The sequence below is a fragment of the Natronoarchaeum mannanilyticum genome, assembly GCF_039522665.1.
GTDB classification, from domain to species: domain Archaea; phylum Halobacteriota; class Halobacteria; order Halobacteriales; family Natronoarchaeaceae; genus Natronoarchaeum; species Natronoarchaeum mannanilyticum.
On sequence record NZ_BAAADV010000003.1, the window covers coordinates 397,961 to 424,899 of the forward strand.

Sequence of the window (26,939 nt, forward strand, 5' to 3'; positions counted from 1 at the left end):
GCTTTGTGGGGTGCAAGCCCTCGCCGCTCGCGGAGCGAGCGCCTCGCCCTTGCATTCCACCAGGGGTCCACAGATCGGTCGGCCTCACCGCTCGATCGCCGCGCCCTCGTTGCGGACGCCGGCGACCAGCACGCGCCCGTCGACGCCAGCGGCGTCGAGGGCGTCGCGCGCGGCCGCTTCCGCCCGATCGGCCGACGACCGATCGGTCAGCCCGTACACCGTCGGGCCCCACGAGGACTGGCCGACGCCCGAAACGACGGGATGCTCGCCGAGTTCCTCGACGATCCGGCCGACCGGCGGGCGGAACACGCCGCCCTGCGCGTCGGTGTACCAGGCGCCGTTGAGCCGGCCGATCTCCGCGACCGCGGCGCCGAACGCCTCGCGGCGTCCGGCCGCGGCGGCGGGCAGCAGTCGGCGGGTGAGCGCGGCGCTGATCTCGTCGGCCAGTTTCGGATCGGCGTCCTCGACGACCGAGCGCATGCTGGCGTCCTCGTCGTCGCCGCTCCGCCCGGGGTCGGCGTCGGGCAGGACGAGCACGAACCGCCAGTCGTCGGGCAGGTCGTGGCGGGCGGTGACGGGCGGAACGGCCCACTCGCCGTCGGCGGGTCGGGCGGTCGTGAACTGGCTCGTCGGGTGGCCGCCGTCGACGACGAACCCGCCGCGCTCGAAGCCGGCGACGCCGACGCCGCTGCGGCCGCCGCGTCCGAGCCCCGGCGCGGCAGCCCGCGCGTCGACCGATCGGTCGTGTGCCGCCGCGACCGCAGCGTACACCGCGAGCGCGAACTGCGTGCCGCTGCCGAGGCCGACGTGGCGCGGGAACCGCTCGCGGACCGCGACGTCGGCGCCCGGGACGTCGAGCAGGTCGACCGCGCGGCGGGCGTACTCGCGGGCCACCGTCGCGGTCTCGCGAGCGGTGCCGGCGTCGTCGCGACCGTCCAAACCGGCGCTCTCGTCCCGAACTGCGATCCCGTCCGCGCGCTCGGCGGTCACGACGAACGCCGGCCGGTCCAGCGTGACGCCGACGCCGCCGTAGAGACGCTGGTGGGCCAGCGAGAGATTTTGGAATCCGAAGTGGAGTCGAGCGGTCGCCTCGACTCGCGCGTCAGTCATGGGGCGACGTTGGGGGGCACCCGAAAAGGGGGTTTCGACGGTGGCAACGAGGGAGGGGCGCCGCGACATCGTCGGTACCCGGTCGCGCCCGGCGTCGACGGCGTCCGATCGTACCGCGGCGCCCGGGGGCGGTCACACGTTCGTGTGAAGTGACTTAAGGTGACGGAGCAGAATTTACGGTACATGAGCCAGCAGGAAGAGCGACAGCGGACCGAGAAGGACCCCGACCTCAGGAGCAGCGAGGTCACCGAGGGGTACGAGCGCGCGCCCCACCGCGCGATGTTCCGCGCGATGGGCTACGACGACGAGGATCTGGCGGCGCCGATGGTCGGCGTCGCGAACCCCGCCGCGGACATCACGCCGTGTAACGTCCACCTCGACGACGTCGCCGACAGCGCCTACGACGCGATCGACGCCGCCGACGGGATGCCGATCGAGTTCGGCACGATCACGATCTCGGACGCCATCTCGATGGGTACCGAGGGGATGAAGGCGTCGCTGACCTCCCGCGAGGTCATCGCCGACTCCGTCGAACTCGTCGCGTTCGGCGAGCGCATGGACGGCATCGTCGCGCTGGGCGGGTGCGACAAGAACATGCCCGGCATGATGATGGCGATGATCCGCACCGACCTGCCATCCGTGTTTCTCTACGGTGGGTCGATCATGCCCGGCGAGCACGACGGCCGGGAGATCACCATCCAGAACGTGTTCGAGGGCGTCGGGTCGGTCGCGCAGGGCGAGATGAGCGAGGACGAGTTAGAGGAGATGGAGCACAACGCCTGCCCCGGCGCCGGCTCCTGCGGCGGGATGTTCACCGCCAACACGATGGCCTCGGCCGCCGAGGCGCTCGGTCTGGCGCCGCTGGGCGCCGCCGGCCCACCCGCGGAACACGAGGACCGCTACGAGGTCGCCGAGCGCGCCGGCGAACTCGCCGTCGACGCGATCGAGAACGACCGGAAACCCTCGGACATCCTCACCAAGGAGTCCTTCGAGAACGCGATCGCGCTGCAGGTCGCGATCGGCGGGTCGACCAACGCCGTGCTCCACCTGCTCGCGCTGGCCGCCGAGGCCGGCGTCGACCTCTCGATCGAGGAGTTCGACGAGATCAGCCAGCGGACGCCCAAGATCGCCGACCTCCAGCCCGGCGGCACGCGCGTCATGAACGACCTCTTCGAGGTCGGCGGCGTCCCGGTCGTCCTCCGTCGCCTGCTCGACGCGGGCCTGCTCCACGGCGACCAGCTCACGATCACCGGCCGGACGCTCGCCGAGGAGCTCGAACACCTCGAAGAGCAAGGCGAACTGCCGGACGACGACGAGATCGACGCCGACTTCCTCTACACCGTCGACGAGCCCAAAAACGAGGAGGGCGCGATCCGCATCCTCACCGGCAATCTCGCGCCCGGCGGCTCGGTGCTGAAGGTCACCGGCGACGACGACCTCCACCACGAGGGCCCCGTCCGCGTGTTCGAGGGCGAGGAAAAGGCGATGAAGTACGTCCAGGAGGGCAACGTCGAGTCCGGCGACGTCATCGTCATCCGGAACGAGGGACCGCAGGGCGGCCCCGGCATGCGCGAGATGCTCGGCGTCACCGCCGCCGTCGCGGGACAGGACCACGCCGAGGACGTCGCGCTGATCACCGACGGGCGCTTCTCGGGCGCGACCCGCGGATTCTCGATCGGCCACGTCGCGCCCGAAGCGTTCACGGGCGGGCCGATCGGCGCACTGGAAGACGGCGACGTCGTCACGGTCGACATCGCCGACCGCACCCTCGAAGTCGACCTCTCGGACGAGGAGATCGAGCGCCGCCTCGAGGAGCGCGAGGAGCCCGATCCCAACTACACGACCGGCGTGATGGCCAAGTACGGCCAGACGTTCGGCTCCGCGGAGAACGGCGCGGTGACGAACCCCGGCGCCAAGCAGGACTGAGCGAGAATGTCCGGCGTCGCCGCCGGATCGCTGCGAGCGAAGCGAGCAGCCTTTTTCACCCATGTTTTTGCCGCGAGCGGTCGCCGCAGGCGACCCGAGCGGGAAAAAGATGGTACTGGCGCAGTGACGAACCCCGGCGCCAAGCAGGACTGAGCGTCCGGCAGAAGCCACCGATTCGCCGTTCCGTCCCGCTATTCACGAGAATCAATTCGATCGACCGAAAAGTTCGAGATCTGTCGTCGATAAGCGTTCAGTCTTTATATCCCCCAACAATTTTAAGTCCTAATTGAGATACATGTGAATCAGCTTCTATGAGTCTCGACCTCGACTCGCTCACGGTCGTCCACGTCGACGACGATCAGCAGTTCGCTGATCTGACGAAGACGTATCTGGAGCGTGAGGACGACCGGATCGACGTCCGAATCGAGACTTCGCCAGGGGACGCCCTCGATCGCATCGAAGCGAGCGACGTCGATTGTGTCGTCAGCGACTACGACATGCCGGAGATGGACGGGCTCGAGCTGCTCGAGGCCGTCCGCCGGGAACACTCCGAGTTGCCGTTCATTCTGTTCACGGGGAAGGGGACCGAAGAGATCGCCAGCGAAGCCATATCCGCGGGCGTCACGGACTATCTCCGAAAGGGCGGGACCGACCGGTACGCCGTTCTAGCACATCGGATCGTCAACGCGGTCGAGCAGCACCGTGCCCGACGCACTGCCGAACGTACCCAGCGAAGGCTCCGTGAGCTGGCGGAAGAGACCGACGATCTCCTGTGGATGTACTCGGCCGACTGGGAGAAGCTGCTGTTCGTCAACTCGGCGTACGAGGACATCCTGGGCGGCGAGATCGACGAGCTCCGAGAGGACCCTTACAAGTTCCTCGACGCGGTTCACCCCGACGACCGGGATCGCGTTCGAGACGCCATGGACCAAGCGTCGAGCGGTGCCACGACCGAAATCGAGTATCGCGTCAACGCGGACGAGGGGTACGAACGGTGGGTGGCCGTGCAGGTCGACCCGATCGTCGGCGACGACGGCGACGTCGAGCGGATCGTCGGCGTCTCACACGAGATCACCGAACGAAAGCGACACGAGCGTCGTCTGGAGGCGCTACTCGATAACACGCACCAGTACGTCGGATTGCTAGATCTCGACGGGACTGTTCTGGAGATCAACGACACTGCGCTGTCGTTCACCGGAGAACGGGAAGTGGCGTTCGTCGACCAGCCGCTCTGGGACACCCCCTGGTTCGCGGAGCGCGAGGCGACCGCCGACCGCGTTCGCCGGGGCGTCGAGTCCGCCCGGGAGGGAGTGCCGTTCCGGGAGGAACTCACCATCCGTGGCGACGATCGCGAGGCCGTCGTCGACTTGTCGATCCGGCCCGTCACGTCCGATGAGGGGGAGGCCACATTGCTCGTGTTCGAGGGAGAGAACATCACGGAGCGGAAAAAGCGGACGGCGGCGTTGCGACGCGAACGAACGTTCATCGAACAGGCACTCGACGCACTCGACGACGTTTTCTACGTCGTTGACCGAGACGGGCAACTGGTGCGGTGGAACGACCGCCTCGAGGAGGTCACGGGGTACTCCACCGCCGAAATCGAAGGGATGCGTGCAGTCGACTTCTTCGCAGAGGACCACCGCGAGCGCATCGCGGATGCGATCGAGACAACCCTCGAGACGGGCAGCGTGGAGGTCGAGGCGGCGTTCCGGACGAAAGACGGCGATCGGATCCCCCACGAGTTCACTGGTGCACGACTGACGAGCCTCGACAGCGACGAATACGGGCTGGTCGGCATCGGTCGGGACCTGCGGCTCCGACGCCGACGCGAACGGGATCGAAAGCGGGCACAGCGGCGGTATCGATCCATTTTCGAGGATCCGAACATTCTGGCGGCGCTGCTGACGCCGGGCGGCGAGGTGATAGACGTGAACCCGACCGCGATGGAGTACCTCGACTGGGAGCGCGAGGCGGTCGTCGGCACCCACTTCAAGGAGACGCCGTGGTGGACCGGGAGCACTGAGCGGGACAACGTCGGCGAGTTCATCGATCGGGCAGCGAACGGCGAGTACGTCGAGTTCGAGGCGACGATCCCCGAGTCCGACGGCCTCCACGACACCGTTCGCGGCGTATTCAGGCCCGTGGTCGACGACAACGGGAAAGTCACGTCGCTGATCGTTTCCGCGCGCGATATCACCGAGGAGAACGCCCAAGAGCGACGGTTCGAGGCCGTGTTCGAGGATCCCAAGATGCTGGTCGGATTGCTCGATCCGGAAGGTCGACTTCTCAATGCCAACGAAACTGCCATGGAATACCTCGACGTCGACAAGGAGACGATCATCGGACGACCATTCTGGGAGACCCCCTGGTGGTCCCACTCCGAGGAACTGCAGGACGACGTTCGTGAGCTGATCGCTCGCGCAGCCAACGGCGAGTACGTTGAGTACGAACGTGATCACTTCCAGGCCGACGAGCATCGGTTCACCGTCAGCGGGACGATACGTCCCGTCACGACGTCGAACGGCGAAATCACGTCGCTGGTCGCGTCCGCGCGGGACGTGACCGAGCGAAAGGAGCGCGAACGCAAACTGGAACGCTACGAGGCGCTGACCGAGCACGCGAGCGACATCGTGACCGTGATCGACGGTGACGGCGTAATCAAGTATCAGAGCCCCTCGATCACGGACGTGCTCGGCTACGACCCCGACAAACTGGTAGGCGAACCCGCCTTCGAGTACATTCACCCCGACGACGAAGAAGCCGTCGCGGAACGGCTGGCCGCACTGGCGATGCGCTCCGAGGCGACGACCGAACGGATCACCTTCCGGATGCGACACGCCGACGGATCGTGGCGGTGGATCGAATCGGTCGGCAACAATCGCACGGACGCCACGATTGACGGGTACGTGATCACGTCCCGGGACGTCACTGAGCGCAAGCGTCGCGGGACGGAGCTCAAACGCAAAAACGAGCAGTTGGAACGGTTCGCGCACGCTCTGAGCCACGATCTGCGAAACCCCCTCAACGTTCTCTCCGGATCGGTCGAACTGGCACAAGAGACCGGCGACATCGAGCACATAGAGGACTGCCCCCGAACGATCGACCGGATGGAGCAGCTCATCGATGACATTCTGACGCTTGCACGGGAGGGCGAGCGGATACAGGCCACGACGACTGTGGATCTAGAAACGATCGCCGAACGCTGCTGGGAAACCGTCGAAACGGAGGATGCGACGCTACAGCTGCCCGTCAACCGGACGGTACGAGCCGATAGAAGCCGCCTCAGACAGCTTCTGGAAAACCTATTCAGGAACGCCGTGGAGCACGGCGGAAACGAGATCACAGTTGAGGTCGCCGGCCTCGACGACGGGTTCTACGTCGCCGACGACGGCTCGGGAATCCCCAGCGAACACGGCGAGGATGTCCTCCGAAACGGGGTTTCGACCGACGCGGACGGGACGGGCCTCGGACTAGCGATCGTGCGCGAGATCGCAACCGCACACGGCTGGGAGATCGACGTCGGGGACGGCGAACGTGGCGGCGCTCGGTTCGAGATCACGGGCGTCGAGTCGGAGACCTGATGCGGCCGCCGAAGCAGTAGAGGGACCCGAATCCGGCGTCGCGCGCCGGCGGAGCTCAAACCACGCCCACGAACCCGCTACCGACGTCGCCGTCCTGCAGGTCGCGCCAGTCGCGCCAGTCGCGCCAGTCGCCCTCGACGCCCGCACAGCGCACCTGCCGGTCGCCGCCGGACTTGCGCACCGCGACGACGGCGTCGAACAGGTGCTTGAGCCGGGCGACGTCGCGGTCGCTCGTCACGTTCGTGTGGACCGGAAACAGCCCGATCCCGGTCCGGTCGGCGAGCTGCAGCGAGACGTGGTGGGCGTAGCGCGCGACGGTACTCGAATCGGCGGAGAGAAACGGCGTCGTCAGCGTGTCGTACAGCACGTGGACGGCGTCGTGGTCCTGCGTCGCGAGCGCGTCGAAACAGCGGTCGATCCCCGCGGCCGTGCCGTTGAAATCGACCGGCGACGAGGCGTGCCAGATCCGGTCGGCGGGATCGCTCCTGCGGCGCCCCGACGACGTGGCGTCGACGACGCCGACGCGCGAGCGGTCCGGGGCGTCGCCCGGATTCGTTACCCGTCGAGCGACGCGCTCTCCGGCGTCCTCGGTCGTGACGAGCAGCGCCCCGTCGTCGGGATCCACGGCCGCGCGAAGCAACTGGGCGGGAAGGCGACCCAGCGCCTCGCGACCGGCGCCCGTCAGGAGCACGCTCCCGCTGGACGGCAGGGCCGCCAACACGTCGTCGACCGTCGCGGTGCGTGAAGCGCTCACACGTCGAACACGAGCGAAGAACGAGTTCGTAACGACTTAATTCTATTGGGGGATAGGTCCGTTTTCGTGCCGTATGCCACTTATACACCACTGTAGATTGTTTTTATATTAGGAATAATCCAATTTTGATTAGTAAATTGAAATCCGTGAAGGGAGAGTAAAAACGCTTAATTCGACGACCGCCCCAGAAGGCACGTTCCCGATGCCCCCGAACGTCCTCCTCGTGTTGACCGACCAGGAACGCCACGACCTGACGGCGCCCGACGGGCCCCACGTTCGGACGCCGAACGTCGATCGCATCGCCGGCGAGGGGATGCGCTTCGACCGGGCGTACACGCCGATCGGCATCTGTTCGAGCGCGCGGGCGTCGCTGCTGTCCGGACTGTATCCCCACGCCCACGGGATGCTGAACAACTGCCACGACCCCGACGCGATCCTGGAGAACTTCCCCGAGGAGATCCCGACGTTCGGCGAGGTGCTCGCGGAGAACGGCTATCGGAACAGCTACGCCGGCAAGTGGCACGTCGGGCGCGACCAGACGCCCGCGGACTTCGGGTTCGAGTACCTCGGCGGCGGCGACGGCGCCCACGCCGCCGCGGACGAGGACTTCTTCGACCACCAGCGCGAGCACGGCGTCGATCCCGAGTCGATCGAGCTGACGGACGCGATCTACCACGAGAACAACCCGGACAAGCCGATCTGCGCGACCGCGGAGATACCCGTCGAGGCCACGCGCGCGTACTACATCGCCGAGAAGACGATCGATCGCCTAGAGGCCCTCGACGCCGCCGACGAGCCCTTCTTCCACCGCACCGACTTCGTCGGCCCGCACCACCCCTACGTCGTCCCTGAGCCGTACGCCTCGATGTACGACCCCGACGAGATCGAGCCGTGGGCGTCGTTCGCCGAGACGTTCGAGGGCAAGCCGCGAGTCCAGGAAAACTACCGGCGCTACCGCGGCGTCGACCACCTGTCCTGGGACGAGTGGGCTGAAGCGATCTCGAACTACTTCGGATTCATGACGCTGATCGACGACCAGCTCGGCCGGATCCTCGACGCCGCCGAGGGGATCGAGAATCTGGTCGTCGTCAAGACGGCCGACCACGGCGACTTCGCGGGCGGCCACCGCCTGTTCAACAAGGGGCCGATGATGTACGAGGCCACCTACCGGATCCCGCTCGCGATCCGGTGGCCCGGCGTCGTCGAACCCGGCTCGACCTGCGACGCGCCGGTGAGCCTGCTCGACCTGATGCCGACGTTCCTCGATCTTGCCGGCACGTCGGCGCCCGAACCGGTCCACGGTCGGTCGATCCGGCCGCTGCTGGAGGGACGGCGTCCGGACGACTGGCCCGACGCCGTCTTCGCACAGTACCACGGCGACGAGTTCGGCCTCTACTCCCAGCGGATGCTCCGGACTGAGCGGTACAAGTACGTCTACAACGTGCCCGACGTCGACGAGCTGTACGACCTCCGCGAGGACCCCCACGAGCTGGACAACCGGATCGACGCCCCCGACTACGAGTCGGTGCGAGCGGCGCTGCGCGAGCGGCTGGTCGCCCGGATGGAGAGTACCGGGGATCCGAACGCCGTCTGGGCGCGGCAGGCGCTGCTGGACGGGGACCGGCCGACGGACGGCGGCAACGCCGAAGACACACGGCGCGATCTACCGGACGATACGCTGAGCGACGCAAAAACGGGAGACACGTAGGGGGTGCGCCAGCGAACCCCCCGACGCCGAGTGCGCGGCAGGTGGCGCCAGCATGAGACTCCAGCTGCCGGCCCGGCGGTGGCGCGGCCCAGCGTGCGTGACCCCGCTCGTGGGGGCGCGCCACGTGAGATCCGTCGGGGGTGCAACACTTTGTTATGCGCAGCTAAGCGAGCTGACCGGTCAGTAAGCCCGATTGTACCGGCTGCGTGAACGGTTTGCGGGGCGACTGGACGCCGCCGCGACAGCGGGGCTTTGCACCCCCAGGTTCGAGCCCGGAACGGACGGCTTAAACGCCGGAAGAACGTACCGACGGGCCATGAGCGAGACGCGCGCGTTCTGCCCCCGCTGCGGCGACGCCATCGACACGCCGCTCGAGGCCCGCGAGGAGCGCCGCGGCGACCCCGCGCTGTGTGATTCCTGTTACTTCGACGAGTTCGAGCTGATCGACGCGCCCGACCGCGTGCAGGTGCGGGTCTGTGCCACCTGCGGCGCGGTCCACCGCGGGAACCGCTGGGTCGACGTCGGCGCCGACGACTACACCGAGGTCGCCGTCGAGGAGGTCAGCGAGTCGCTGGCGGTCCACTTCGACGCCGAGGAGGTCGCCTGGAGCGTCGAACCCGAACAGGTCGACCAGACGACGATCCGGATGCACTGCTTCTTTACCGGTGTGGTCAACGGCACGCCCGTCGAGGAGCAGGTGACGGTGCCGGTGAAGATCACCCGCCAGACCTGCGATCGCTGCGGGCGGATCTCCGGGGACTACTACGCCAGCATCGTCCAGTTGCGCGCCCGCGACCGGACGCCGACCGACGAGGAGGTCGAGCGCACCCGCGAGATCGCCAACGAGGTCGTCGACGAGATGGAGGCGACCGGCGACCGCAACGCCTTCGTCACCGACGCGAGCGAGGTCGACGCCGGGCTGAACCTCAAGCTATCGACCAACAAGATCGGCATGAAGGTCGCCCGCCGGGTCGTCGAGGAGTTCGGCGGGAGCTACTCCGACTCCGAGACGCTCGTCTCGGAGGACGAGGACGGCAACGGCGTCTACCGGGTCACCTTCGCCGTCCGCTTACCGCCCTACCGCCCGGGCGAGGTAATCGATCCCGAGGACGGCGAGGGGCCGGTGCTGGTCACGAGCGCCCGCGGGAACCTCAAGGGCACCCGTCTCACGACCGGCGAGCGCTACGAAGCCTCCTACGAGGAGGGCGACGCGCCCGACGCCCGGCGGCTGGGATCGATCGACGACGCCGAGGAAACGACGCTCGTGACGGTCGAGGACGACCGCGCGGTGCAGGTGCTCGACCCCGAGACCTACCGGGCCGAGACGATCGCCCGCCCGGACTATCTCGATCCGGACGCCGACACCGTCCCCGTGCTCAAGAGCCGCGCGGGGCTGCACGTGCTGCCCGAGGACGAGCGAGCCGACCGAAGCGGTGGCGAGGACGATGAGTGACGGAGACGACGACGCTCTCGCCGCGGTCGTCGAGAAGCCCCGCGCCGAGGTCGCGACCGAACAGCTGCGCGCCGAGGGCGTCTACGACGACCGCCGGAAGGTCCGCGAGTACGGCCCGGAGTCGGTCGCGCTGCCGGTGACGACCGCGCCCGCCGACACCGACGTGCTTGAGGTCGTCGTCCAGACCGATCCTGAGCTGCGCGGGACGACGCTGCCGGACCTGCTGGCCGAACGGGGCTGGACCGACGCCGAGATCGAGCGGGCGCCCGGCTCGTGGGCGGTGATCGGCAGCGTCGTCCTCGTCACGCTGGAGGACTGCCCCCGGGAAGCCGAGCTCGGCGACGCCCTGCTGGAGCTCCACGGCGAGGCCGACACCGTGCTGGCCCACGAGGGCGTCGACGGGGAACGCCGCGAGCCCGACGGCCGGGTGATCGCGGGCGACCCGAGCACGGAGACGATCCACACCGAGCACGGCACGCGCTACGCGCTCGATCTCCGGGACGTGATGTTCTCGCCGGGCAACAAGGCCGAGCGCGCGCGGATGGCCGACGTGATCGCCGGAGAGGCGGGTCCCACGGTCGAGACCGATCGCGAGGGCCCCGAGCGCGTCTTCGACATGTTCGCCGGGATCGGCTACTTCACGCTGCCGATGGCGCGGGCCGGCGCCGAGGTCACCGCCGCGGAGATCAATCCGACGGCGTACCGCTACCTGATCGAGAACGCCGTGCTCAACGACGTACAGGATCGGGTCGAGGCGTACCGCGCGGACTGCCGGGACGTCGAGGTCTCCGGGGCCGACCGTGTCGTGATGGGGTACTACGACGCCCACGAGTACCTCGACGACGCCGTCGCCGCCGCGGCGTCCGGCGGCGTCCTGCACGTCCACGAGGCGACGCCGGAGGCCGAACTGTGGGACCGCCCCGTGGGCCGGATCGAGGCTGCGGCCGACCGGGCCGGGCGCGGCGTCGAGATCGAGGGCAAGCGAAAGGTCAAGAGCCACAGCGAGGGCGTCTGGCACGTCGTCGTGGACGCCAGAGTTGCGTAGGCCCAGATTGAGGTAGCTGGCACCCGAACTCCGACCGTGACCGCCGACCACAGACTCGGGTTCCGCGACGCCGAGGCGCGTCCGCCGACCGAGCTTCCAGTCGAGGGCAAACTCCCCGAGTGGCTCTCGGGCGTCCTGTTGCGGAACGGCCCCGGAAAGTTCTCCGCCGGCGACCGGACGGTGAACCACTGGTTCGACGGGTTCGCCTTGCTCCGGCGGTTCGCGATCCGCGACGGCGGCGTCGAGTTCGCGTCACGATTCCTGCGGAGCGACGCCTACGAGCGGGCGCGGGCGACCGGCGGTCTCCGGTACGCCGAGTTCGGTACCACCCCTGACGACGGGCCGCTGGGGCGGGTTCGGCGACTCCTCTCCGGCGAGCTGACCGACAACGCCTCGATCACCGTCACCCACCGTCGCGGCGAGTTCGTCGCCGTGACCGAGCCACCGCGGGCGTGGGCGTTCGACCCCGAGAGCCTGCGCACGCTCGATCCACGGCGGTTCGACGACGGCGTCGACGCGACCGGCTCGACGGCCCACCGCCACTACGACCCGCGACGCGGGGAGACGTGGGGGCTGGCCACCCGTCACGGTCGGAACGCCGGCTACGTTCTCCACCGCAGAGCCGACGGGAGCGCCCGCCGCGAGCCGGTCGCGACGATCGAGGTGGACCGACCCGCGTACGTCCACAGCTTCGCGCTGACCGAGCGGTACGCCGTCGTCACCGAGCCGCCGTTCGTCACGTCGCCCCGCCGGCTGCTGACCGCCGACACGTTCCTCGACGCCCACGAGTGGGAGCCCGAGCGAGGCACCCGGTTTTTCCTCTGCGAGCGAGAGTCCGGTGACGTCGTCGGACCCTACCGGACGGATCCGTTCTTCGTCTTCCACCACGCCAACGCGTTCGAGGACACCGACGCGGGCGAGCTCGTCGTCGACCTGATCGCGTTCGACGACGCCGACGCCGTGACGACGTTCTCGCTCCCGAATCTCCGCTCGGCGTCGCCTGCTCTGCCGGCGGGCGAACTGCGACGCTACCGGCTTCCGATTGCGCCGCCGGATGCCGCGGACGGACCGAGTGCGGACGCTGCAGACGTGCCGAGCGCGGGATCGTCCCAGCCGATCCGGGCAACGGCGTCCGAGACGCCGGTCGAGCCGACGCCGACGACGCTCCACGATGGGCCGATGGCGTTCCCGACGATCGACTACGCGAACCGCAACGGGCGGGCGTACCGGTACGTCTACGGCGCCGGCAATCGGCGGAATCCGCCGGAAGCGTTCCTGAATCGCATCGTCAAGGTCGACGTCGAGACCGGGCGCACGGTGACCTGGTCGGAGCCCGACGTGCATCCCGGCGAACCGCTGTTCGTCCCCGCGCCGTCGGGACGCCGTGACGAGGAGGACGACGGCGTCCTGCTCTCGGTCGTCCTCGACGCCGCGGCCGAACGGTCCGCGCTGCTCGTGCTCGACGCCGCCGATCTCTCGGAGCGCGCCCGGGCGCCGCTGGATCGTCCGCTGCCGTTCGGGTTCCACGGGCAGTTCTACCGGGACGGCGGCCGCCCGATCCAGTCGATGGCCTGAACGGACGCCGATCCGCTGGCCGAGCGGGTGCGCGCTGTCGAGCGCCGCCCGGAGCGCACCAGTTATGGTGGTCGGCGCGCAACGCTCGACTATGGATCGAAATCAGATCATCGCCCTGATGTTCGTGTTCCTGATGGTGTCGTCGCTGGTCGCGATGACCGCCGCGGCGCTGTGATCGGGGTCGGCGCACGGAGAGCTCGCCCGCCGGACGGCCCAGCGGCGCGGCCGTAGCCGGGGGGGCGACTCAGAACTTCTCGAGGAGCCGGCCGACCAGCCCGTCGCTCTCGCCCGTCCAGGTCTTCTCTCGCACGTCGCCCGGGAACTTCATGTACTCGGCGTCGTCGACCGGTGCGGTCTCGTGGGTCGCGACCAGCGACAGCAGGTTGCCGATCGCTTCCTCCTCGATCTTCCCGACGCCCGAGCAGCCCGTCGCTTCGTCGGTCGCGATCCAGAGCGGTTCCTCGATGCCGTACACCGGAGGCTCGTAGTGCTCGATCTCCGCGCGCTCCCGCACGGCGTCGGCGCTCGCGTCCATACGCTCAACCGGGACGCGAACGACCAAAAACCTCGTCCGTGCGTCACACACACATGGTGTCAACCGATAGAAAGGTATATTTAGCCGAACGTACTTCTATGAAACATGCCCACTAGCGAAACTATAGTGACCAACGCGTCGGTCGCTATCGCGGTCGGGCTCTGGTTTGCCGCCCAGAGTTACGTCACCCCCCTCCTGCAGGTCGCGATCCTCGCGACGATCGGTGTGGTCCTCCCCGCGATCTACCGACGATTGGCCGCCTCGGCCGCACAGTATCCGACCCAACCCGGCGTCGAGCCCGTCCCCGGTCGCACGCCGAGCCAGTCGAGCGACGCCGCGCCGGATCCGACGCCGGCCGACTAACGCGAGCGACGAATTTTCGAGAGCCGTCCGCCGTCGAACGGCGACGGCGTCGATCCCGCTCACTATCGCGTAGCGGCGCCGCTGTCCCGACCGAAGACTACAACGCCTCTTTGAGCCTACGGAGCGGCTTTTTGGGTGGCTACGGTAGCAGGAAGTATGAAACGGCGAACGATCCTGCGACGATCGAGCGCGCTCGGCGCGGCAGCCCTCGCCGGCTGTCTGTCGGACGCGACCACCGAACCGGGCGATCCGAACGAATCCGATCCCGGCGACGCGGGTCCCGACGAGGACGCCGAAACCGAGGATTCGGACGGCGTCTCGGTCGCGTCCGTCGGCGTCGAGACGGTCGCGAGCGACTGCGCGTCGGGCGACGAGGACCCGACGGCCGACGTGCGACTCGTCGAGTCCGAGACGGCGGTCCGGTTCTCGGGGCTGCTGACCGCGGGCACGCCCTGTCACGAGGTCCTCGTCGAATCGGCCGAGTACGACGAGTCCGAGGACGCGCTCGCGATCGTGCTGGCGACCGAACGCAGCGACGAGCCCTGCCAGGACTGCGTCGGCACGCTGGAGTACGAGGGAACCGTCGCGTTCGACGGCGGTCTGCCCGACGAAGCCGCGGTGTCGTATCAGGACGTCGTGCTCGGCAGCACCGCCACCGACAACGGGTCGAGTGACGAGGAATCGGGCAGCGAGAAGTCCGACGGCGGTGAGACGCCGAAACTGACCGACAGCGCGATCGACGTGAGCGAGGTCAGCCCGGGCGAGCAAGTCGACGAGGCGGACATCGAGTTCGACAGGGACGCGAACGCGGTCGTCGTCGAGGGGACGATCCACGGGCACGACGCCTGTCAGACCGCAAAACTCGGCAGCGTCGACTACGACGCCGAAGACGACGAGCTGTCGGTCGACGTCGTGACGGCCGCCGCGGACGACGCCGACGACCGGCTGTGCGCCGAGTCGATCGTCGAGATCGACTACGCGGTGCGCGTCCAGTTCGAGAACGGCCTGCCCGGCTCGGCGACGGTGAGCCACGACGGCCGCGCGTTCGTCAGTGCGGGCCACGGCTCGTCGGCGGCGTCCGGCTCTGCGTCGTCGTCGCGATCCACGTCGGCGTCGGGATCGGGCTCGTCGTCGGCGTCGACGTCGACGGATCGGTAATCGGGTCGGTCTATCGGTGGAGCGCCCCCGTCGAGCGGTCGCGCTCACCGATCGGTATCGACGTTCCAGACGCGCCAGTCCCCGTCTCGGGCGGCGCGAGGGGCCGCGTCGTCGTCCGCGTGCCGACGCAGTTCGACGAGCGCCTCGGGCGCCTGCACGCCGGCGATCGTCGCGCTGACCGCGACGCTCGCTCTCGTCGGGCCCTCCTCGATCGTCGTCGTTTCGGTGACCTCGGTCGGGACGGACCGGAGCAGGAGCGTTACGATGAAATCGGTCAGGACCAGCGAGAAGATCATGGCGGCGTCGCCCGCGCCCTCCATCGGCCCGTCCGGGTGGACCAACTCGTCCGCCTCGTCGAACGCGCCGTCGCCGAACCGCTCGACGAACGTCGACGCCACCGCCGCCGAATCGTCGTCCATCACCGGGGTTCAGACGCTCGATCGACGTAAATCGTAGGGAGACTCGATCGGACGCCGAAGCCGTACCGACGCCGGGCCGTCCCGACCGCCGACAGCGTCGATCGACGGTCCGCCCGATCAGCCGTCCGTGTCCCAGACGTCCGCGATCGGGCTGGAGTCGCTCGAGGACGTCGACGAGCGCGACCCGCGCGAGGACGCCGCGGCGTCGCCGCCGGACGCCGACGACGAGCCGCCGCGATCGTCCCGATCGCCGCCATCGCTCGCTCGACCTGCCGAGCGAGTAGAACGGTCGGAGCGTCGACCGGCCGCCGATCCGGCGTCGCCCAGCGCGGCGTCGGGATCGAACGCCGGCAGATCGGGCTCGGACATCGCCGCGATCTGCTCGTCGAACCAGTCGGGCACGTCGTGGCTCGCCCGGTCGAACAGGTCAAGCAGGCTCGTGTCCGCGAGGTAGGTCGCGCCGTAGTCGTCGGGCGCGCGGACGACCCGCCCGCAGGCCTGGATTACCGTCCGCAGCGCGGTGCGGTAGTACCAGCCCCACTGGCCGTCCTCTAGACGGTGGGCGACCCGCGAGTCGCCGGTGTTGGGGTACGGCGCCTTGCAGAGCACCTGCCAGCGCGCGAGATCGCCCTCCAGGTCGAGGGCCTCCTCCATCTTCACCGAGAGGAACACGTCGGGCCGATCGCTGTCCTTCCAGGCTTCGAGGGCCTGGTCGCGGTCCTCACGATCGTGGGTGCGCACGCGCCGGTCGACGCCGAAATCGCGGAGGCGCTCTTCGAGGCGGGACTGGATGTCGTAGGAGTGACAGTGGATAAGCCCCTTCTCGTCGTCGTGGGTTCGCATGATCCGGACGATCGTGCGAGCGAGCTTCGGGATCGTCTCCTCGCGGTGCTCGTAGGTCATCTTCCCCCGCGCGACGTCGTACAGCGGCCTGTTCTCGACGGGGAACGTGTGCCCCACGTCGACCAGGGCGACGTCGGCCGGATCGAGGCCCACCTGCCGGCAGAACGCCTCCTTGTTGAGGATCGTCGCCGAGAGCAGCGCGAACTTGTTCGCGCGATCCCAGACGGTGTGCTGGAGGTAGCGCTCGGGGTTCATCGGCTTGATCGTGACCGGACCGCCCTCGCCCTGGCCGTCCCCGCTTTCGCGGTCGTTCTGGTCGACGAGCCACGTCGTCGAGCTCTGGGGATCGCGGTAGTCCTCGACGAACCACTTGAGCTCGGAAATGAGTTCCTGCAGGCGGTCGCGTTCGGCGGCTTCGGCGGGTTCGAGGTCGCCCTTCTGGAGCAGGTCGTCCTTGCGCTTCGTGCAGGTGTCGATCAGCGCGTCGGCGTAGTCGACGGCCTGGTCCGGCCCGTCGAGATCGGGCACGCGCAGGTCGTCCCACATCGGCACCGTCCGCGGGCCGAGGTGGGTCGTCGCGTACATCTCGGCCCACTCGGCGAGCCCGTGGGCCTCGTCGATCACGCAGACGTCGCGCTTGCGGAACACGTCCGAGCCGGCGGTCTGCATGAAGTAGGCCAGCGTCATCGCGGCGATCCGGCGGTTCGAGGCGATGGCGCGATCGGAGAAGTACGGACAGCGGTGCTTGACCGAGCAGTCGTACCCGCGCTCGCGGGCGCAGGGCGCCTGGTCGACGGAAGTGTCGGTCTCGCCGGGGAGGATGCAGTTGTAGTTGCTCTTGCCCCGGATCACGTTGAGATCCTCGAGCAGGTCGTCGCTGGCGACGTCGTCGAGCTGGGAGACCTGCGGCGTCGTGTAGTAGGCGCTGGTCGCCTCGCTCGGCGCGGCGTCGTCGCCGCGGCGCGCGCAGCCGGCGATGGCGCGGGCCAGCAGGGACTTGCCGCTGCCGGTCGGGGCGCGCACCAGCACCACGTCGTTGCCGGCGTCGAACGCCTCGCGGATATCGGCGAGCGCCTGCTGCTGGTTGCCGCGGTAGGAGGGCGCGGGAAACTCGTCGAGGATGCGGCTGGCGTCCACTACGATGTAGGGCGCGACGTACGATGGTAAAGTCTGCGACTCCGGTGCTACGTAGTTGGTTGTTCAATGGTGCGAACAGTCGGGAAACCTCTGCCGCACTCTCTCGAACAGCAGCTACGACTGCGAACTCTCTGAAAGCCCCCGCCGCGCTCGACCGGTTGCGACTCGCTGTGCTCCTCGCTCCCTTCGGTCGCTGCGGTGCTTACTTCGTCTCACCGGATCGACCGCGGCGGCCCCTTTCATTCCCACCCACGGTAGCCTCGTCATCCCCAGCCGACTCCCTCAGTCGCACGCTCCTTCGGTCGTCCCTCGCGCGGCGCTGTCTCGGCACGAGGCCTCGACAGCACGCGCCACCGCAGCCGCACGGCCGGCCGCGTCGTTTATAAGACGCCGAGGACTTTCGAGGTGGTCCCGTCAAACAGCGCAGACCGGCCGCAACTGAATAGTCGAACCGTATCGAGTCACTCGGCGTCGCTCTCGTTGCCTTCCTCGACAGACCGGTCCAGCGCGGCGACGTCCGCGGCGGTCGGATAGTCCGGCAGCGCGTCGACGCAGTCGAAACAGAGGAAGTGCTCGGAGTCGTCGTCGAACTCCAGGGTCATCCCGCCGGTCGTCCCCGGCGAGAGCGTCCAGAAGTCGCCGATCCCGCCGCCGATCCGCACCGCGGCGCCGCAGCCGTCGCAGGGGTCGGTGCTCATGGCGCCCCATTGGGCCGCCACCGTGAAAGCGTTCACGTCCGCGGCGAGGAGCAGATCGGGGGCACACGTTTTGGCGCGCGACGCGTACACATACCCATGGAGGTCGACTGCGAGGGCTGCGCGGGCTGTTGCGTCGACTGGCGCGCGCTGACCGACGCGCCCGGAGATCACGAGCGCGGTGGGGACCGACAACCCCTCGACGACACGTACAACCTCACGCCGCTCCGGCGCGGGGAGGTACGGACGTTCGTCGACGCCGGACTGGGCGACGCGCTGACGCCGCGGCTCTGGCGCGATGCGGGCGGCGTCGAGATCGACGGGCGGGAGCTCGCCGGCGTCGGCGGTCGACCCGCCTTCTTCGTCGGGCTCAGAAAGATCCCCAAGCCGGTCGCGCCGTTCGACGTCGCCCCGCGGCGGCTCCCGGCCTGCGTCTTCCTCGATCCCGAGACGCTGCAATGTCGCATCCACGGCGACGAGCTCTACCCCCAGCAGTGCGCGAGCTACCCCGGCCACAACCTGACGCTCGACCAGGAGACCGAGTGCGAGCGCGTCGAGCGATCGTTCGGCGGCGACCGTCTGCTCGACGACGAGCCGCCGGAAGACGCCGAGGGGCTGCTGTTGGGCCCGCAGGCGCTGGGCGAGAAGCTGTTCGTTCATCCCGAGCCCGAGCGTCTGGCGGGCGTCGTCGACCGGGTCGCGCGGGGAGAACCGACCGCGGCGGATCGCGCGGAGTTCGTCGGCGTCGCCGCGGCGTCGAGCCCGGGCGCGACCGGCGTCGACGAGCGACGCTACGAAGCGGCCAGAGAGCGCGCGCTGGAGGCCGACTCGTGGGTCGGCGAGACGATCGCGGAGGGGACGGACCGTGCCGACGCCGCAACGGGGGAAGCCGACGCCGCCGAGGCGACGGCCCCTTCGCTCGCCAGCGCCGCCGAGGAGGACCGCGGCGCGCCGGAGACGCCGGGCTGGGACTGAGCTCCGAAGACGCCAGGTCGGGAGCGAGCGCCGGCGTCGAGCCGAGCCACGCGATTCCCGGCGGTGATTACTAAGGCGCTCCGGTCCTTCGGACGGGGCATGCACGTGCTGCTCACCGGTGCGACGGGGTTCATCGGCGGACGCCTCGGGCCGGCGCTCGTCGATGCGGGCCACCGGGTCACGGCGCTGGTCAGGGACGCCGATCGGTACGACGCGCCCGCCGGAATCGGCGTCGTCGAGGGCGACCTCCTCGATCCGGGGAGCTTCGAGGCGGCGCTGGCGGACGTCGACGCGGCGTACTACCTCGTCCACTCGATGGGGACCGGCGGCGACTTCGCCGAGCGCGACCGACGGGCGGCGAGCAACTTCACGCGCGCGGCTGACGCCGCGGGCGTCGAGCGGGTGATCTACCTCGGCGGCCTCGGGGAGCAGGGCGGCGACGACGAGCGGCTCTCGGGCCATCTGCGGTCGCGACAGGAGGTCGCCGAGATCCTCGGCGACGGGACGTTCGAGCTGACGACGCTCCGGGCCGCCATCGTCGTCGGCGCGGGCAGCACGGGGTTCGAGATCATCGATCAGCTGACCCGGTCGCTCCCGGTCATGGTGACGCCGAAGTGGGTGCGGACGCCCTGCCAGCCGATCGCGGTCGACGACGTGGTCGCGTATCTCACCGGGGTTCTCGACGCCCCGGCGACCGCCGGCGGGAGCTTCGAGATCGGCGGCCCGGAGGTGCTGTCCTACCAGGAGATGCTGGTCGAGACCGCCCGCGTCGCCGGCCGGCGGCTGACGATCGTGCCGGTGCCGGTGCTGACGCCGCGGCTGTCGGCGTACTGGGTCGATCTGGTGACCGACGTGCCCCGCAGCGTGGCCCACCCGCTGATCGAGGGGCTGAAGACGCCGGTCGTCGTCGAGAACGACAGCATCCGCGAGCACGTCGACGTCGAACTGACGCCGTTCGCGACCGCGGTCGAGCGGGCGTTCGAGCGCGATCGGGGCGACGCGGCGCCGGCCGCGGAGGCCGAGTGATGGACGACCACGGAGGCCGAGTGAGGGGCGTCGACTACGGCGACGCGTGGACCTACGAGAGCATCGTCGGGGCGATTCCGGGCGTGACCCTCTCGAAATCGGCGGCCGTCGCGGTGCAGCTGGTGCTGTTCGAGGCGGCCGTCCTGGTGCTGGCGGCCGTCTACGGCCTGTGGGACGCCGCCGCGTTCGGCACCGTCGCGGTCGCTGTCGCCGGCGTCGGCAGCGCCGTGATGTTGCACGTCAGCGACCGGATCCGCGCGCTCGGGGCGCCCGAGCCGTACCGCGGGCTGTTGTTCGGCTCGCGCTTCGAGGTCGTGCTGGGGCTGCTGGCGTTTCTCGTGTTCGTCACGCACCTGTTCGTCTACGACCCGCGGCAGGGCGGCCAGCCGCTGGTCGAGGCGCTGTTCGGCGTCGACCCGCCGCTGGCGGCCGTCTACCTCGCGTTGCTGATCGGCTGGGACGTCTGTTACCGCATCGGCACCGGCTGGTGGGCGAGCGTCGTCGCCGTCTGGCGATCCTACCGGTACCGAGGAAGCTTCACGCCCGCGGAGGCGAACGCCTACAGCCGCGTCGACGCCTGGAACGTCGCCTTCGCCGCCGCTCAGCTCTCGCTCGTCCCGTTCGTCGGCGACCGGCCCGTGCTGGTCGTCGCGCTGCTGGGACACGTCGCGGCCGTCACGATCGCCACCGGGCTGTCGGTCCTGTTACTGCGCTCGAAAGGAGAGACGCTCACTCGGACTTGATCTGCTCGAACGCGTCGAGCAACTCCTCGGCGGAGTCGCCGGAGTCGTACTCGACGGTGCCGCGGTACTCCGATCGGGCTCCGTCGAAATCGGCGTCGACCTCGCTGGCCTTTTGCTCGCGGCGCTCGTGCTCGTCTTCGTCATAGGCACCCATTGACATGGTAAGTACAACCATAGTAGGCCGCTGTCACTTATCAATGTAACGGTTGTTCACACCGAGACCGCGCCGGAAATGGGCTCCTACGGTACCACACTGCCGAACGGGGGAGCGAAACGGCGCCGCCGGGGAGCGCCGCCGACCTCGGAACCGACGGCCCGATCGCGACGTCGATTCGGAGTCGGACGCGGGGGAAAACAGGTATACGGGCCGGTGACCTACGTCCCCTCGTGGCGAGTCCGCTTCGTTTCCGCAAGTCGACCGAGCGCTGGACGCCCGACCGCGTCGAGCGCAAGCTTCTGGCCCCGCTGGACGACAACCTGGGGGCCGACGCCGTCGACCCCCGGTTCGATCCCGGCGGCGGCTGGTCGGTTCGACGGTTCGACGTCGACAACGGCGATATCGCGCTGTTTCTCTGGCGCGACGGCGAGGGGTACTGGCTCGGCAACACCGAGACGCCCCAGACGCTCTGGCGCACCGACAAGTTCGGCTGGACGGAGGTGCCGTACCACGTCGCGCGCTTCTGCCAGCGCGAACTGCTGACCGAACTGCTCGACGCCGAGCCGTGGCTCGAACCGTACGACCACCTTGCGTGGTTTTTCCTGCCGGTCTTCATGTCCAAGGACGGCCGGAAGACGACGCGGACGTTCTTCCGCGAGCACGCGGCCGGGTTTCCGGACGCGGATCGCGACGACGCGCTGGCGTTCTACGACGACTTTCTCTCGACGGGCGTGTTCGACGACGAGCGGGAGGTGATGGCCGGCAAGCTCGGCACCAGCGAGGTGTTCGACCGGGTGCGCATGACCGCGGCGATGGGCGAGTTCAACGCCGCGAAGATCCTCACCGACGCGGGCTACGGCATCACGCCGGAGATACAGGTCGGGACGGGCCACTCGCTGGATTTCCGGGCGGTCGAGGAGGACCGCCCCGCGGCCGACGGCGGCGACCCCCGCGGAACTGACGTGAGGGGGACGATCGTCGAGGTGACACGGCCCCAGCCGCCGACGCGACGGAACGCGAACACGCCGACCGCCGCGGTACGGGAGACCGCCGACGGCAAGGCCAGCGGGCAGCTCAGCGAGCACGGCGACGCCGTGCTGTTCGTCGACTGCTCGAGCTTCCGGGACGACGAGTGGGCCGCGGTCCGGGGCGAGCGACCGACGCTCCCCCATCACCCGGCGATCGTGTTTCGCGCGCGGCCGACCGGCCGGATCGAGGGGTACGCGACGGGCACCGTGCCGCTCGACCTCGCTGACGGCATCAATCTGGCCTGAGCGGCCGCTTCGAGTTTCCGAACGACTGCCGTGAACTCCACCAGCGGCGGCGCCGCCGCCCGAACGTCGCAGCAGCCAGAAAATGGGAGACGGCGACCGGACCGATCGCGTCAGAACGAGACCTGATCGGGGCCGTGCGGGCTGCCCGGCGGCGTCGGATCGCGGTCGCTGTACCCCTTTCGGCCGATCGCGTGCTCGCTGACCGCCGAGTAGATGGCGTACTCGGCGTCCTCCGGACGCTCGTACGTCTCGGCGGCGGTCCGCGTCAGGATCTCGCGGAGCGTCTCGGCGCCGTCGTCGAGGTCGATCCGCCGGTCGCCGTGTCGCTCGATCAGTTCGTCGGTCGTGATGGGATACTCCGTCTCGGCCAGCATCTCTTGGGTGGGTCGCGTCATCACCGAATAATGGATGATAGATAATTATAAACGTTGCCTAGTACGTCACCCATCGGATTACAGCCCCTATCTTTCATTAAGGACCATTATAGTATGCGCGGTACCACGGACCACAGTACGGTACGAGAGCACGGCGGCGCCGCTGCTCGGCGTCACGCCACCGGTACGCCCGAGAGCCGCGCCGTCAAAACGAGTAGAGGTCGGGGATCGGCTCCATTCCGCGAGCGCGGTCGAGCGCGGCTTCGGCGTCCTCGGCGGTGTCCTCCGCGGCGACCCGTTTCCCGTCGGCCTGCCGGCGCGCTGCCGCGGCGTACCAGCGCGCCGCCTGCCGGTAGTGGCTCGCCTTCTGTTTGGCCCGGTCGCTCGCCTGCGCGATGTTGTCGGACTCGGCGAATCGACGGGCTGTGTCGAACCCGGTTTCGGCCTCCTGGAAGTAGTACTCGGCCTCGCCGAACGCCTCGGCGGCGACCTGCCACTCCCCGTCGTCGTAGGCGTCGAGCGCGCTCTCGTTCTCCGAGCGGCCGTACTCGAGATGCTCGTGGGCCGCCCGGTAGCGCTCGATCGCGCCGCGGTCGTCCTGGATCGAATCGACCGCCGCCCTGACCGCCTCGACGTCGGGCAACTGGGTCGGCTCGTCGGTCGTCCAGGCGTAGCGGATCACGCCGCGGTCGTCGACGACGAACACCGACCGCTTCGCGAGGCGACTGTGCCCGTGGACGTCCTCTCCGAGGACGCCGTACCGCTCGGCCACCCGGCCGTCGTCGTCACTACCCAAGGGGAACTCAAGGCCGTTCTGTCGCGCGAACTCCCGGTGGCTGAACGCGCTGTCCGTCGAGACGCCGAGGATCGCCACGTCGCGCTGGAGATTGAAGAGGTCGATGTCGCGCAGCGAACATAGCTCCTCCGTACAGGCCGGGCTGAAGTCGGCGGGGTAGAACGCGAGGACGGTGATCCGACCCTCGGCGTACTCGCTGAACGTCAGCTCCCGGATATCACCGTCGATAGCAGCCGGTACGGTGAAATCGGGCGCCTGCGTTCCCTCGGTGATCATATCAGCTACCGTACGGCTGGAGGGGCATAGTTCCGACGGCGCGGGCCGGATCGGCCGGAAACGACATCCGGACGCCCGCAGTACCCTACTCCTCGAACCCGTCTTCCCACCGGAACCGACCGTTCCGCTGCACGACCTCGCCGTCGACCTCCAGCCGCGAATCCTCGCCCACGGTGGTGATCAGATCCACGTGGACCGCGCTGTCGTTGCCCGACTCGCCCTCGGGCAGGTTCGCGTCGTACGCCCGGCCCAGCGCGAGGTGGACGGTATCGCCCATTTTCTCGTCGAACAGGATGTTATCGGTGAACCGATCGATCCCGCGGTTCATCCCGACGCCGAGCTCACCCAGGCGGCGAGCGCCGTCGTCGGTCTCTAACACGTCGGCGATCACGGACTCGTTCTGGCCCGCCGCGAAGTCGACGACCTCGCCGTCCTCGAACGTCAGCCGGACGTCATTGACGCGCTTGCCCCGAATCGTCATCGGCACGTCGAACAGCACTTCGCCCTCGGTGGCGTACGGCGCCGTGAACACCTCGCCGCTGGGGAGGTTGTGGGAGTCGTACGCGACCGACGCGGCGCTGTTGACCGCAGTCCGGTCCTCGATCGACATCGTCAGGTCGGCGTCCTCGGTGACGAGGCGGACTTCGCTACCGTCGTCGAAGATCCGCTTGAGTTGCTCCATCTCATCGGCCAACGATTCCCAGTCCCGCAGGACGGCGTCGTAGACGAAGTCCTGGTACTCCTCGTAGGCCATCCCGGCCTGCTGGGCCAGCGATCGCGTCGGGTGGACCGTCTTCACCCAGTCGGTCGCGAGGCGAACCTCGCGGATCTCCTCGGTCGCGCGAGCGTGGGCGCGACGCCGCTCGCCGGGGACGTCGGCCGTCGCGCTCGTGTTGTGCCCGCCGCCGAGTGCGAGGTAGGCATCTGCGTTCTCGAACAGCGCGAGTTCGTGGGCGGGGTCGGCGTCGAACTCGTCGTCGTGTCCGCGGAGGTACGCTCGCTGGACCTCGCCGGAGCTGTACGTCGCCACGAGGTTCGCCCCGCGCTCGCCGAGCAACTCGGCGGTGGCGACCGCGAGTTCGTGGGCCCCTCCGCTGACCGCCATCACGACGTCGTCGCCCGACTCGATGCGAGCGCTCCAGTCGACGAGCACCTCGGCGTGCTCGCGGATACGTTCGTCCATACCCCGTTCGAGGAGCGACGCGACAAAAAGGCGACCGACCCGCGATCGTCACCGACGACGCCTCAGGGACCCGTCACCACGCCGCCGGTGAGTTCGCCCAGCGGCTTCTCGATTTCGTAACTCGGCGTCGCGACGCGGATCGCCGACGCCTCGTCGAACCGCAGGTGTAACTCGTAGGAACCATCGGCGTCGATCGGTGCGGCCTCGTACTGCTCGGACGGAGCGTGCCGGGCCCAGGCGTACGATCCCGTGGCTGCCTCGGGCGCCTCGCCGACGATCGTCCCGACCAGTCTGTACTCGTCTTCGTCCTCGCCGGTCACGGGGTGCCCGTTCTCAACCCACGGGACGAACCCCTCGTCGATCGCGTACACCTCCTCGTGGCCGTTCGCTAGCAGGTCGGCGGCTCGCATTGTCGAGAGGTGATGAGGACACCCGCAGTAACAGACGACGCGGTCTTCGACGGGCCACTCGGTGACGAGATCGTCCGAGCCCCGTCCTCGCGCCGGGCTGTGGACCGCGCCGGTGATGTGCAGCGCCTCGTACTGGCCGGCACCCCTGGCGTCGACGTACCGAGCCTCCTGGCGCTAGTACCAGTAGTACGCGACGTCGATCGGAACCAGCGGCACGTCCTGACCGTTCACCTAGAGACGTTCGAACGCATCCGTATCGATCGAGCGCTCCTCGGGCGATTCATCGAGCTCGGGCGGCCAGCCGTCGTCCTGTTGACCGGCACCGGTGTCGTCGTCGCCAGTACTGTTCGGATCGGTACCGTCGTCGCCGCTCAGACAACCGGCGATCCCCGCCAAACCGATCGCTCCGGTGCGGAGGAAGGTGCAACGTTGCATGCGATTGCTTCCCCGACGCTACTCGTTCCTGGAGTAAGTAGCAACCGGTCCATTCGGACCGTTCTCAAATGCCACCCGACTTCTACGGCGTTCCGTCGGCTGACGTTGGGCGGCGAGCGAAAATCGTCGATCGTGCTGGGCCGGACAACGGATCGTCGCTCCGGCGTCCCGTCGCTACCCCGGCGATACCTCTCGCGTGGTTAGGCGTCGATAGAAGCCAAGGGCCGGATTTGAACCGGCGGTGGGCGGCTCTGCAGGCCGCTGCGTTCGGCCGGACTCTGCCACCTTGGCGCAGTTTATCCTACATCCGTCGCCCGCTTAAGCGCTACGTTTCGGGGATGGCGCGGGTTGTATGGCGCAGCCATACCAGCGCGGCCGCTGTGGGGTTACTGTGCTGTCGCGAGGCGGGCGCTGTCGCTGTGCGTTCGAAATGGAAACACCCCCACGAGCGGTGTGCTCGTGAGGGTGATAGTATGAGTGGCAGGCGGCGAGGCAGTGTTCCCAGAGGCTCGCGCACTCCAGTACTTGCTGCCACGTGGGTGAGCTTAACTGCCGTGTTCGGGATGGGTACGGGTGTTGCCTCACCGCTGTGGCCGCCTTAACGCCGACCAGCGGAATCGAACCGCCGACGATGGCGCCAGCCATCGGTCGAAGACGATGTTAATGTACGTGCGATCCAGTTTACGCCTGGACTCATTCTCGAAGACGACCGTTCGTCTCGAAACTGAGCCAATGCGGTATGACTGTGTGGCGATCTTGGTTAGTGCTCGCGGACTCAACGTCTCGTTGCCTCGACGCGTACATCCCGAGTCTATCGAGCTTGTCTTCTACAAGCCGATCAGTGGAACCTCGTTTTCAGGTGGGTTTCCGGCTTAGATGCGTTCAGCCGTTACCCCGTGGTGCGTGGCTGCTCGGCACGTGCCCTTGCGGACAGCCGATACACCAGTGGCACCCATTCGTAGTTCCTCTCGTACTATACGAACGTTCC

Annotated in this window: 23 protein-coding genes, 1 tRNA gene, 2 rRNA genes and 1 pseudogene; 12 read left to right on the forward strand and 15 right to left on the reverse strand. The window is 68.5% G+C overall.

The features are described 5' to 3' along the window. Positions 1–84: 84 nt before the first annotated feature. Entirely contained in the window at positions 85–1,110 is a 1,026-nt protein-coding gene (locus tag ABDZ81_RS10565; RefSeq protein WP_343773936.1) for a beta-ribofuranosylaminobenzene 5'-phosphate synthase family protein, read from the reverse strand. Between the two features lie 183 nt (positions 1,111–1,293). On the opposite strand from ABDZ81_RS10565, the gene ilvD reads away from it, so the two are divergent. Together ilvD and ABDZ81_RS10575 are read left to right on the forward strand one after the other, a co-directional pair. Beyond that, positions 1,294–3,036: a dihydroxy-acid dehydratase gene (gene ilvD / locus ABDZ81_RS10570; RefSeq protein ID WP_343773937.1), complete on the forward strand. Its 1,743-nt coding sequence runs from the start codon at positions 1,294–1,296 to the stop codon at positions 3,034–3,036. Positions 3,037–3,347: 311 nt separating this feature from the next. Beyond that, positions 3,348–6,617: a PAS domain S-box protein gene (locus ABDZ81_RS10575; protein WP_343773938.1), complete on the forward strand. Its 3,270-nt coding sequence runs from the start codon at positions 3,348–3,350 to the stop codon at positions 6,615–6,617. A 55-nt stretch (positions 6,618–6,672) separates the two neighbouring features. On the opposite strand, the gene ABDZ81_RS10580 is transcribed toward ABDZ81_RS10575, so the two are convergent. After that, on the reverse strand, positions 6,673–7,371 hold the full coding sequence (locus ABDZ81_RS10580; protein ID WP_343773939.1) for a DUF7504 family protein: 699 nt from the start codon (positions 7,369–7,371) through the stop codon (positions 6,673–6,675). 202 nt (positions 7,372–7,573) lie between these two features. On the opposite strand from ABDZ81_RS10580, the gene ABDZ81_RS10585 reads away from it, so the two are divergent. The 4 genes from ABDZ81_RS10585 (at position 7,574) to ABDZ81_RS10600 (ending at position 13,152) form a co-directional block, all read left to right on the forward strand. After that, positions 7,574–9,079, forward strand: a complete 1,506-nt coding sequence (locus ABDZ81_RS10585; RefSeq protein ID WP_343773940.1) for a sulfatase family protein — start codon at positions 7,574–7,576, stop codon at positions 9,077–9,079. A gap of 316 nt (positions 9,080–9,395) precedes the next feature. Next, entirely contained in the window at positions 9,396–10,532 is a 1,137-nt protein-coding gene (locus ABDZ81_RS10590; RefSeq protein ID WP_343773941.1) for a 60S ribosomal export protein NMD3, read from the forward strand. Next, complete coding sequence (locus ABDZ81_RS10595) at positions 10,525–11,577, forward strand: class I SAM-dependent methyltransferase (RefSeq protein WP_343773942.1); 1,053 nt, start codon at positions 10,525–10,527, stop codon at positions 11,575–11,577. Before ABDZ81_RS10590 ends, ABDZ81_RS10595 begins: the two co-directional genes overlap by 8 nt. Positions 11,578–11,613: 36 nt before the next feature. Next, the gene (locus tag ABDZ81_RS10600; protein WP_343773943.1) at positions 11,614–13,152 is read left to right on the forward strand and encodes a carotenoid oxygenase family protein; all 1,539 of its coding nucleotides are present in this window, start codon (positions 11,614–11,616) and stop codon (positions 13,150–13,152) included. Positions 13,153–13,396: 244 nt separating this feature from the next. On the opposite strand, the gene ABDZ81_RS10605 is transcribed toward ABDZ81_RS10600, so the two are convergent. Further along, complete coding sequence (locus tag ABDZ81_RS10605; RefSeq protein WP_343773944.1) at positions 13,397–13,687, reverse strand: hypothetical protein; 291 nt, start codon at positions 13,685–13,687, stop codon at positions 13,397–13,399. Between the two features lie 105 nt (positions 13,688–13,792). Between ABDZ81_RS10605 and ABDZ81_RS10610 the strand changes: the two genes are divergently transcribed. Both ABDZ81_RS10610 and ABDZ81_RS10615 read left to right on the forward strand, forming a co-directional pair. Then, positions 13,793–14,050: a DUF7987 family protein gene (locus tag ABDZ81_RS10610; protein ID WP_343773945.1), complete on the forward strand. Its 258-nt coding sequence runs from the start codon at positions 13,793–13,795 to the stop codon at positions 14,048–14,050. Positions 14,051–14,206: 156 nt separating this feature from the next. After that, positions 14,207–15,208, forward strand: a complete 1,002-nt coding sequence (locus ABDZ81_RS10615; RefSeq protein ID WP_343773946.1) for a hypothetical protein — start codon at positions 14,207–14,209, stop codon at positions 15,206–15,208. A 44-nt stretch (positions 15,209–15,252) separates the two neighbouring features. Here the strand turns inward: ABDZ81_RS10615 and ABDZ81_RS10620 are convergent, their stop codons facing one another. The 3 genes from ABDZ81_RS10620 to ABDZ81_RS10630 form a co-directional block, all read right to left on the reverse strand. Then, a complete protein-coding gene (locus ABDZ81_RS10620; RefSeq protein ID WP_343773947.1) occupies positions 15,253–15,627 on the reverse strand; it encodes a hypothetical protein in 375 nt (124 codons plus the stop codon). A 117-nt stretch (positions 15,628–15,744) separates the two neighbouring features. After that, entirely contained in the window at positions 15,745–17,607 is a 1,863-nt protein-coding gene (locus tag ABDZ81_RS10625) for a helicase C-terminal domain-containing protein (protein ID WP_343773948.1), read from the reverse strand. A gap of 461 nt (positions 17,608–18,068) precedes the next feature. Then, on the reverse strand, positions 18,069–18,305 hold the full coding sequence (locus ABDZ81_RS10630) for a DUF7561 family protein (protein ID WP_343773949.1): 237 nt from the start codon (positions 18,303–18,305) through the stop codon (positions 18,069–18,071). Between the two features lie 96 nt (positions 18,306–18,401). Between ABDZ81_RS10630 and ABDZ81_RS10635 the strand changes: the two genes are divergently transcribed. The 3 genes from ABDZ81_RS10635 (at position 18,402) to ABDZ81_RS10645 (ending at position 21,046) form a co-directional block, all read left to right on the forward strand. After that, positions 18,402–19,277, forward strand: coding sequence for a YkgJ family cysteine cluster protein (locus ABDZ81_RS10635; RefSeq protein ID WP_343773950.1), 876 nt, complete (start codon positions 18,402–18,404; stop codon positions 19,275–19,277). A 99-nt stretch (positions 19,278–19,376) separates the two neighbouring features. After that, on the forward strand, positions 19,377–20,303 hold the full coding sequence (locus ABDZ81_RS10640; RefSeq protein WP_343773951.1) for an NAD(P)H-binding protein: 927 nt from the start codon (positions 19,377–19,379) through the stop codon (positions 20,301–20,303). Continuing rightward, positions 20,303–21,046, forward strand: a complete 744-nt coding sequence (locus tag ABDZ81_RS10645; RefSeq protein WP_343773952.1) for a DUF7530 family protein — start codon at positions 20,303–20,305, stop codon at positions 21,044–21,046. The genes ABDZ81_RS10640 and ABDZ81_RS10645 overlap by 1 nt, the downstream gene beginning before the upstream one ends. Here the strand turns inward: ABDZ81_RS10645 and ABDZ81_RS10650 are convergent. Further along, the gene (locus tag ABDZ81_RS10650; RefSeq protein ID WP_343773969.1) at positions 21,033–21,206 is read right to left on the reverse strand and encodes a DUF5786 family protein; all 174 of its coding nucleotides are present in this window, start codon (positions 21,204–21,206) and stop codon (positions 21,033–21,035) included. The two genes, ABDZ81_RS10645 and ABDZ81_RS10650, sit on opposite strands and share 14 nt — an antisense overlap. A 227-nt stretch (positions 21,207–21,433) precedes the next feature. On the opposite strand from ABDZ81_RS10650, the gene ABDZ81_RS10655 reads away from it, so the two are divergent. Continuing rightward, a complete protein-coding gene (locus ABDZ81_RS10655) occupies positions 21,434–22,477 on the forward strand; it encodes a DUF5784 family protein (RefSeq protein WP_343773953.1) in 1,044 nt (347 codons plus the stop codon). A 110-nt stretch (positions 22,478–22,587) separates the two neighbouring features. Here ABDZ81_RS10655 and ABDZ81_RS10660 read toward each other — a convergent pair whose 3' ends face one another. The 8 genes and pseudogenes from ABDZ81_RS10660 to ABDZ81_RS10695 form a co-directional block, all read right to left on the reverse strand. Further along, positions 22,588–22,872, reverse strand: coding sequence for a DUF5789 family protein (locus ABDZ81_RS10660; RefSeq protein ID WP_377074464.1), 285 nt, complete (start codon positions 22,870–22,872; stop codon positions 22,588–22,590). A gap of 184 nt (positions 22,873–23,056) precedes the next feature. Beyond that, positions 23,057–23,923, reverse strand: coding sequence for a redoxin domain-containing protein (locus ABDZ81_RS10665; protein ID WP_343773955.1), 867 nt, complete (start codon positions 23,921–23,923; stop codon positions 23,057–23,059). An 85-nt stretch (positions 23,924–24,008) separates the two neighbouring features. After that, positions 24,009–25,106 (reverse strand): aminopeptidase, encoded by a 1,098-nt coding sequence (locus tag ABDZ81_RS10670; protein WP_343773956.1) that lies wholly within the window; start codon positions 25,104–25,106, stop codon positions 24,009–24,011. 62 nt (positions 25,107–25,168) lie between these two features. Next, positions 25,169–25,663, reverse strand: a pseudogene (locus ABDZ81_RS10675) (rhodanese-like domain-containing protein); the annotation flags it as partial. 84 nt (positions 25,664–25,747) lie between these two features. After that, complete coding sequence (locus tag ABDZ81_RS10680) at positions 25,748–25,951, reverse strand: hypothetical protein (protein ID WP_343773957.1); 204 nt, start codon at positions 25,949–25,951, stop codon at positions 25,748–25,750. A gap of 215 nt (positions 25,952–26,166) precedes the next feature. Beyond that, positions 26,167–26,242, reverse strand: a tRNA-Cys gene (locus tag ABDZ81_RS10685). A 188-nt stretch (positions 26,243–26,430) separates the two neighbouring features. Next, positions 26,431–26,552, reverse strand: a 5S ribosomal RNA gene (gene rrf, locus ABDZ81_RS10690). Positions 26,553–26,695: 143 nt separating this feature from the next. Continuing rightward, a 23S ribosomal RNA gene (locus ABDZ81_RS10695) occupies positions 26,696–26,939 on the reverse strand; the annotation flags it as partial.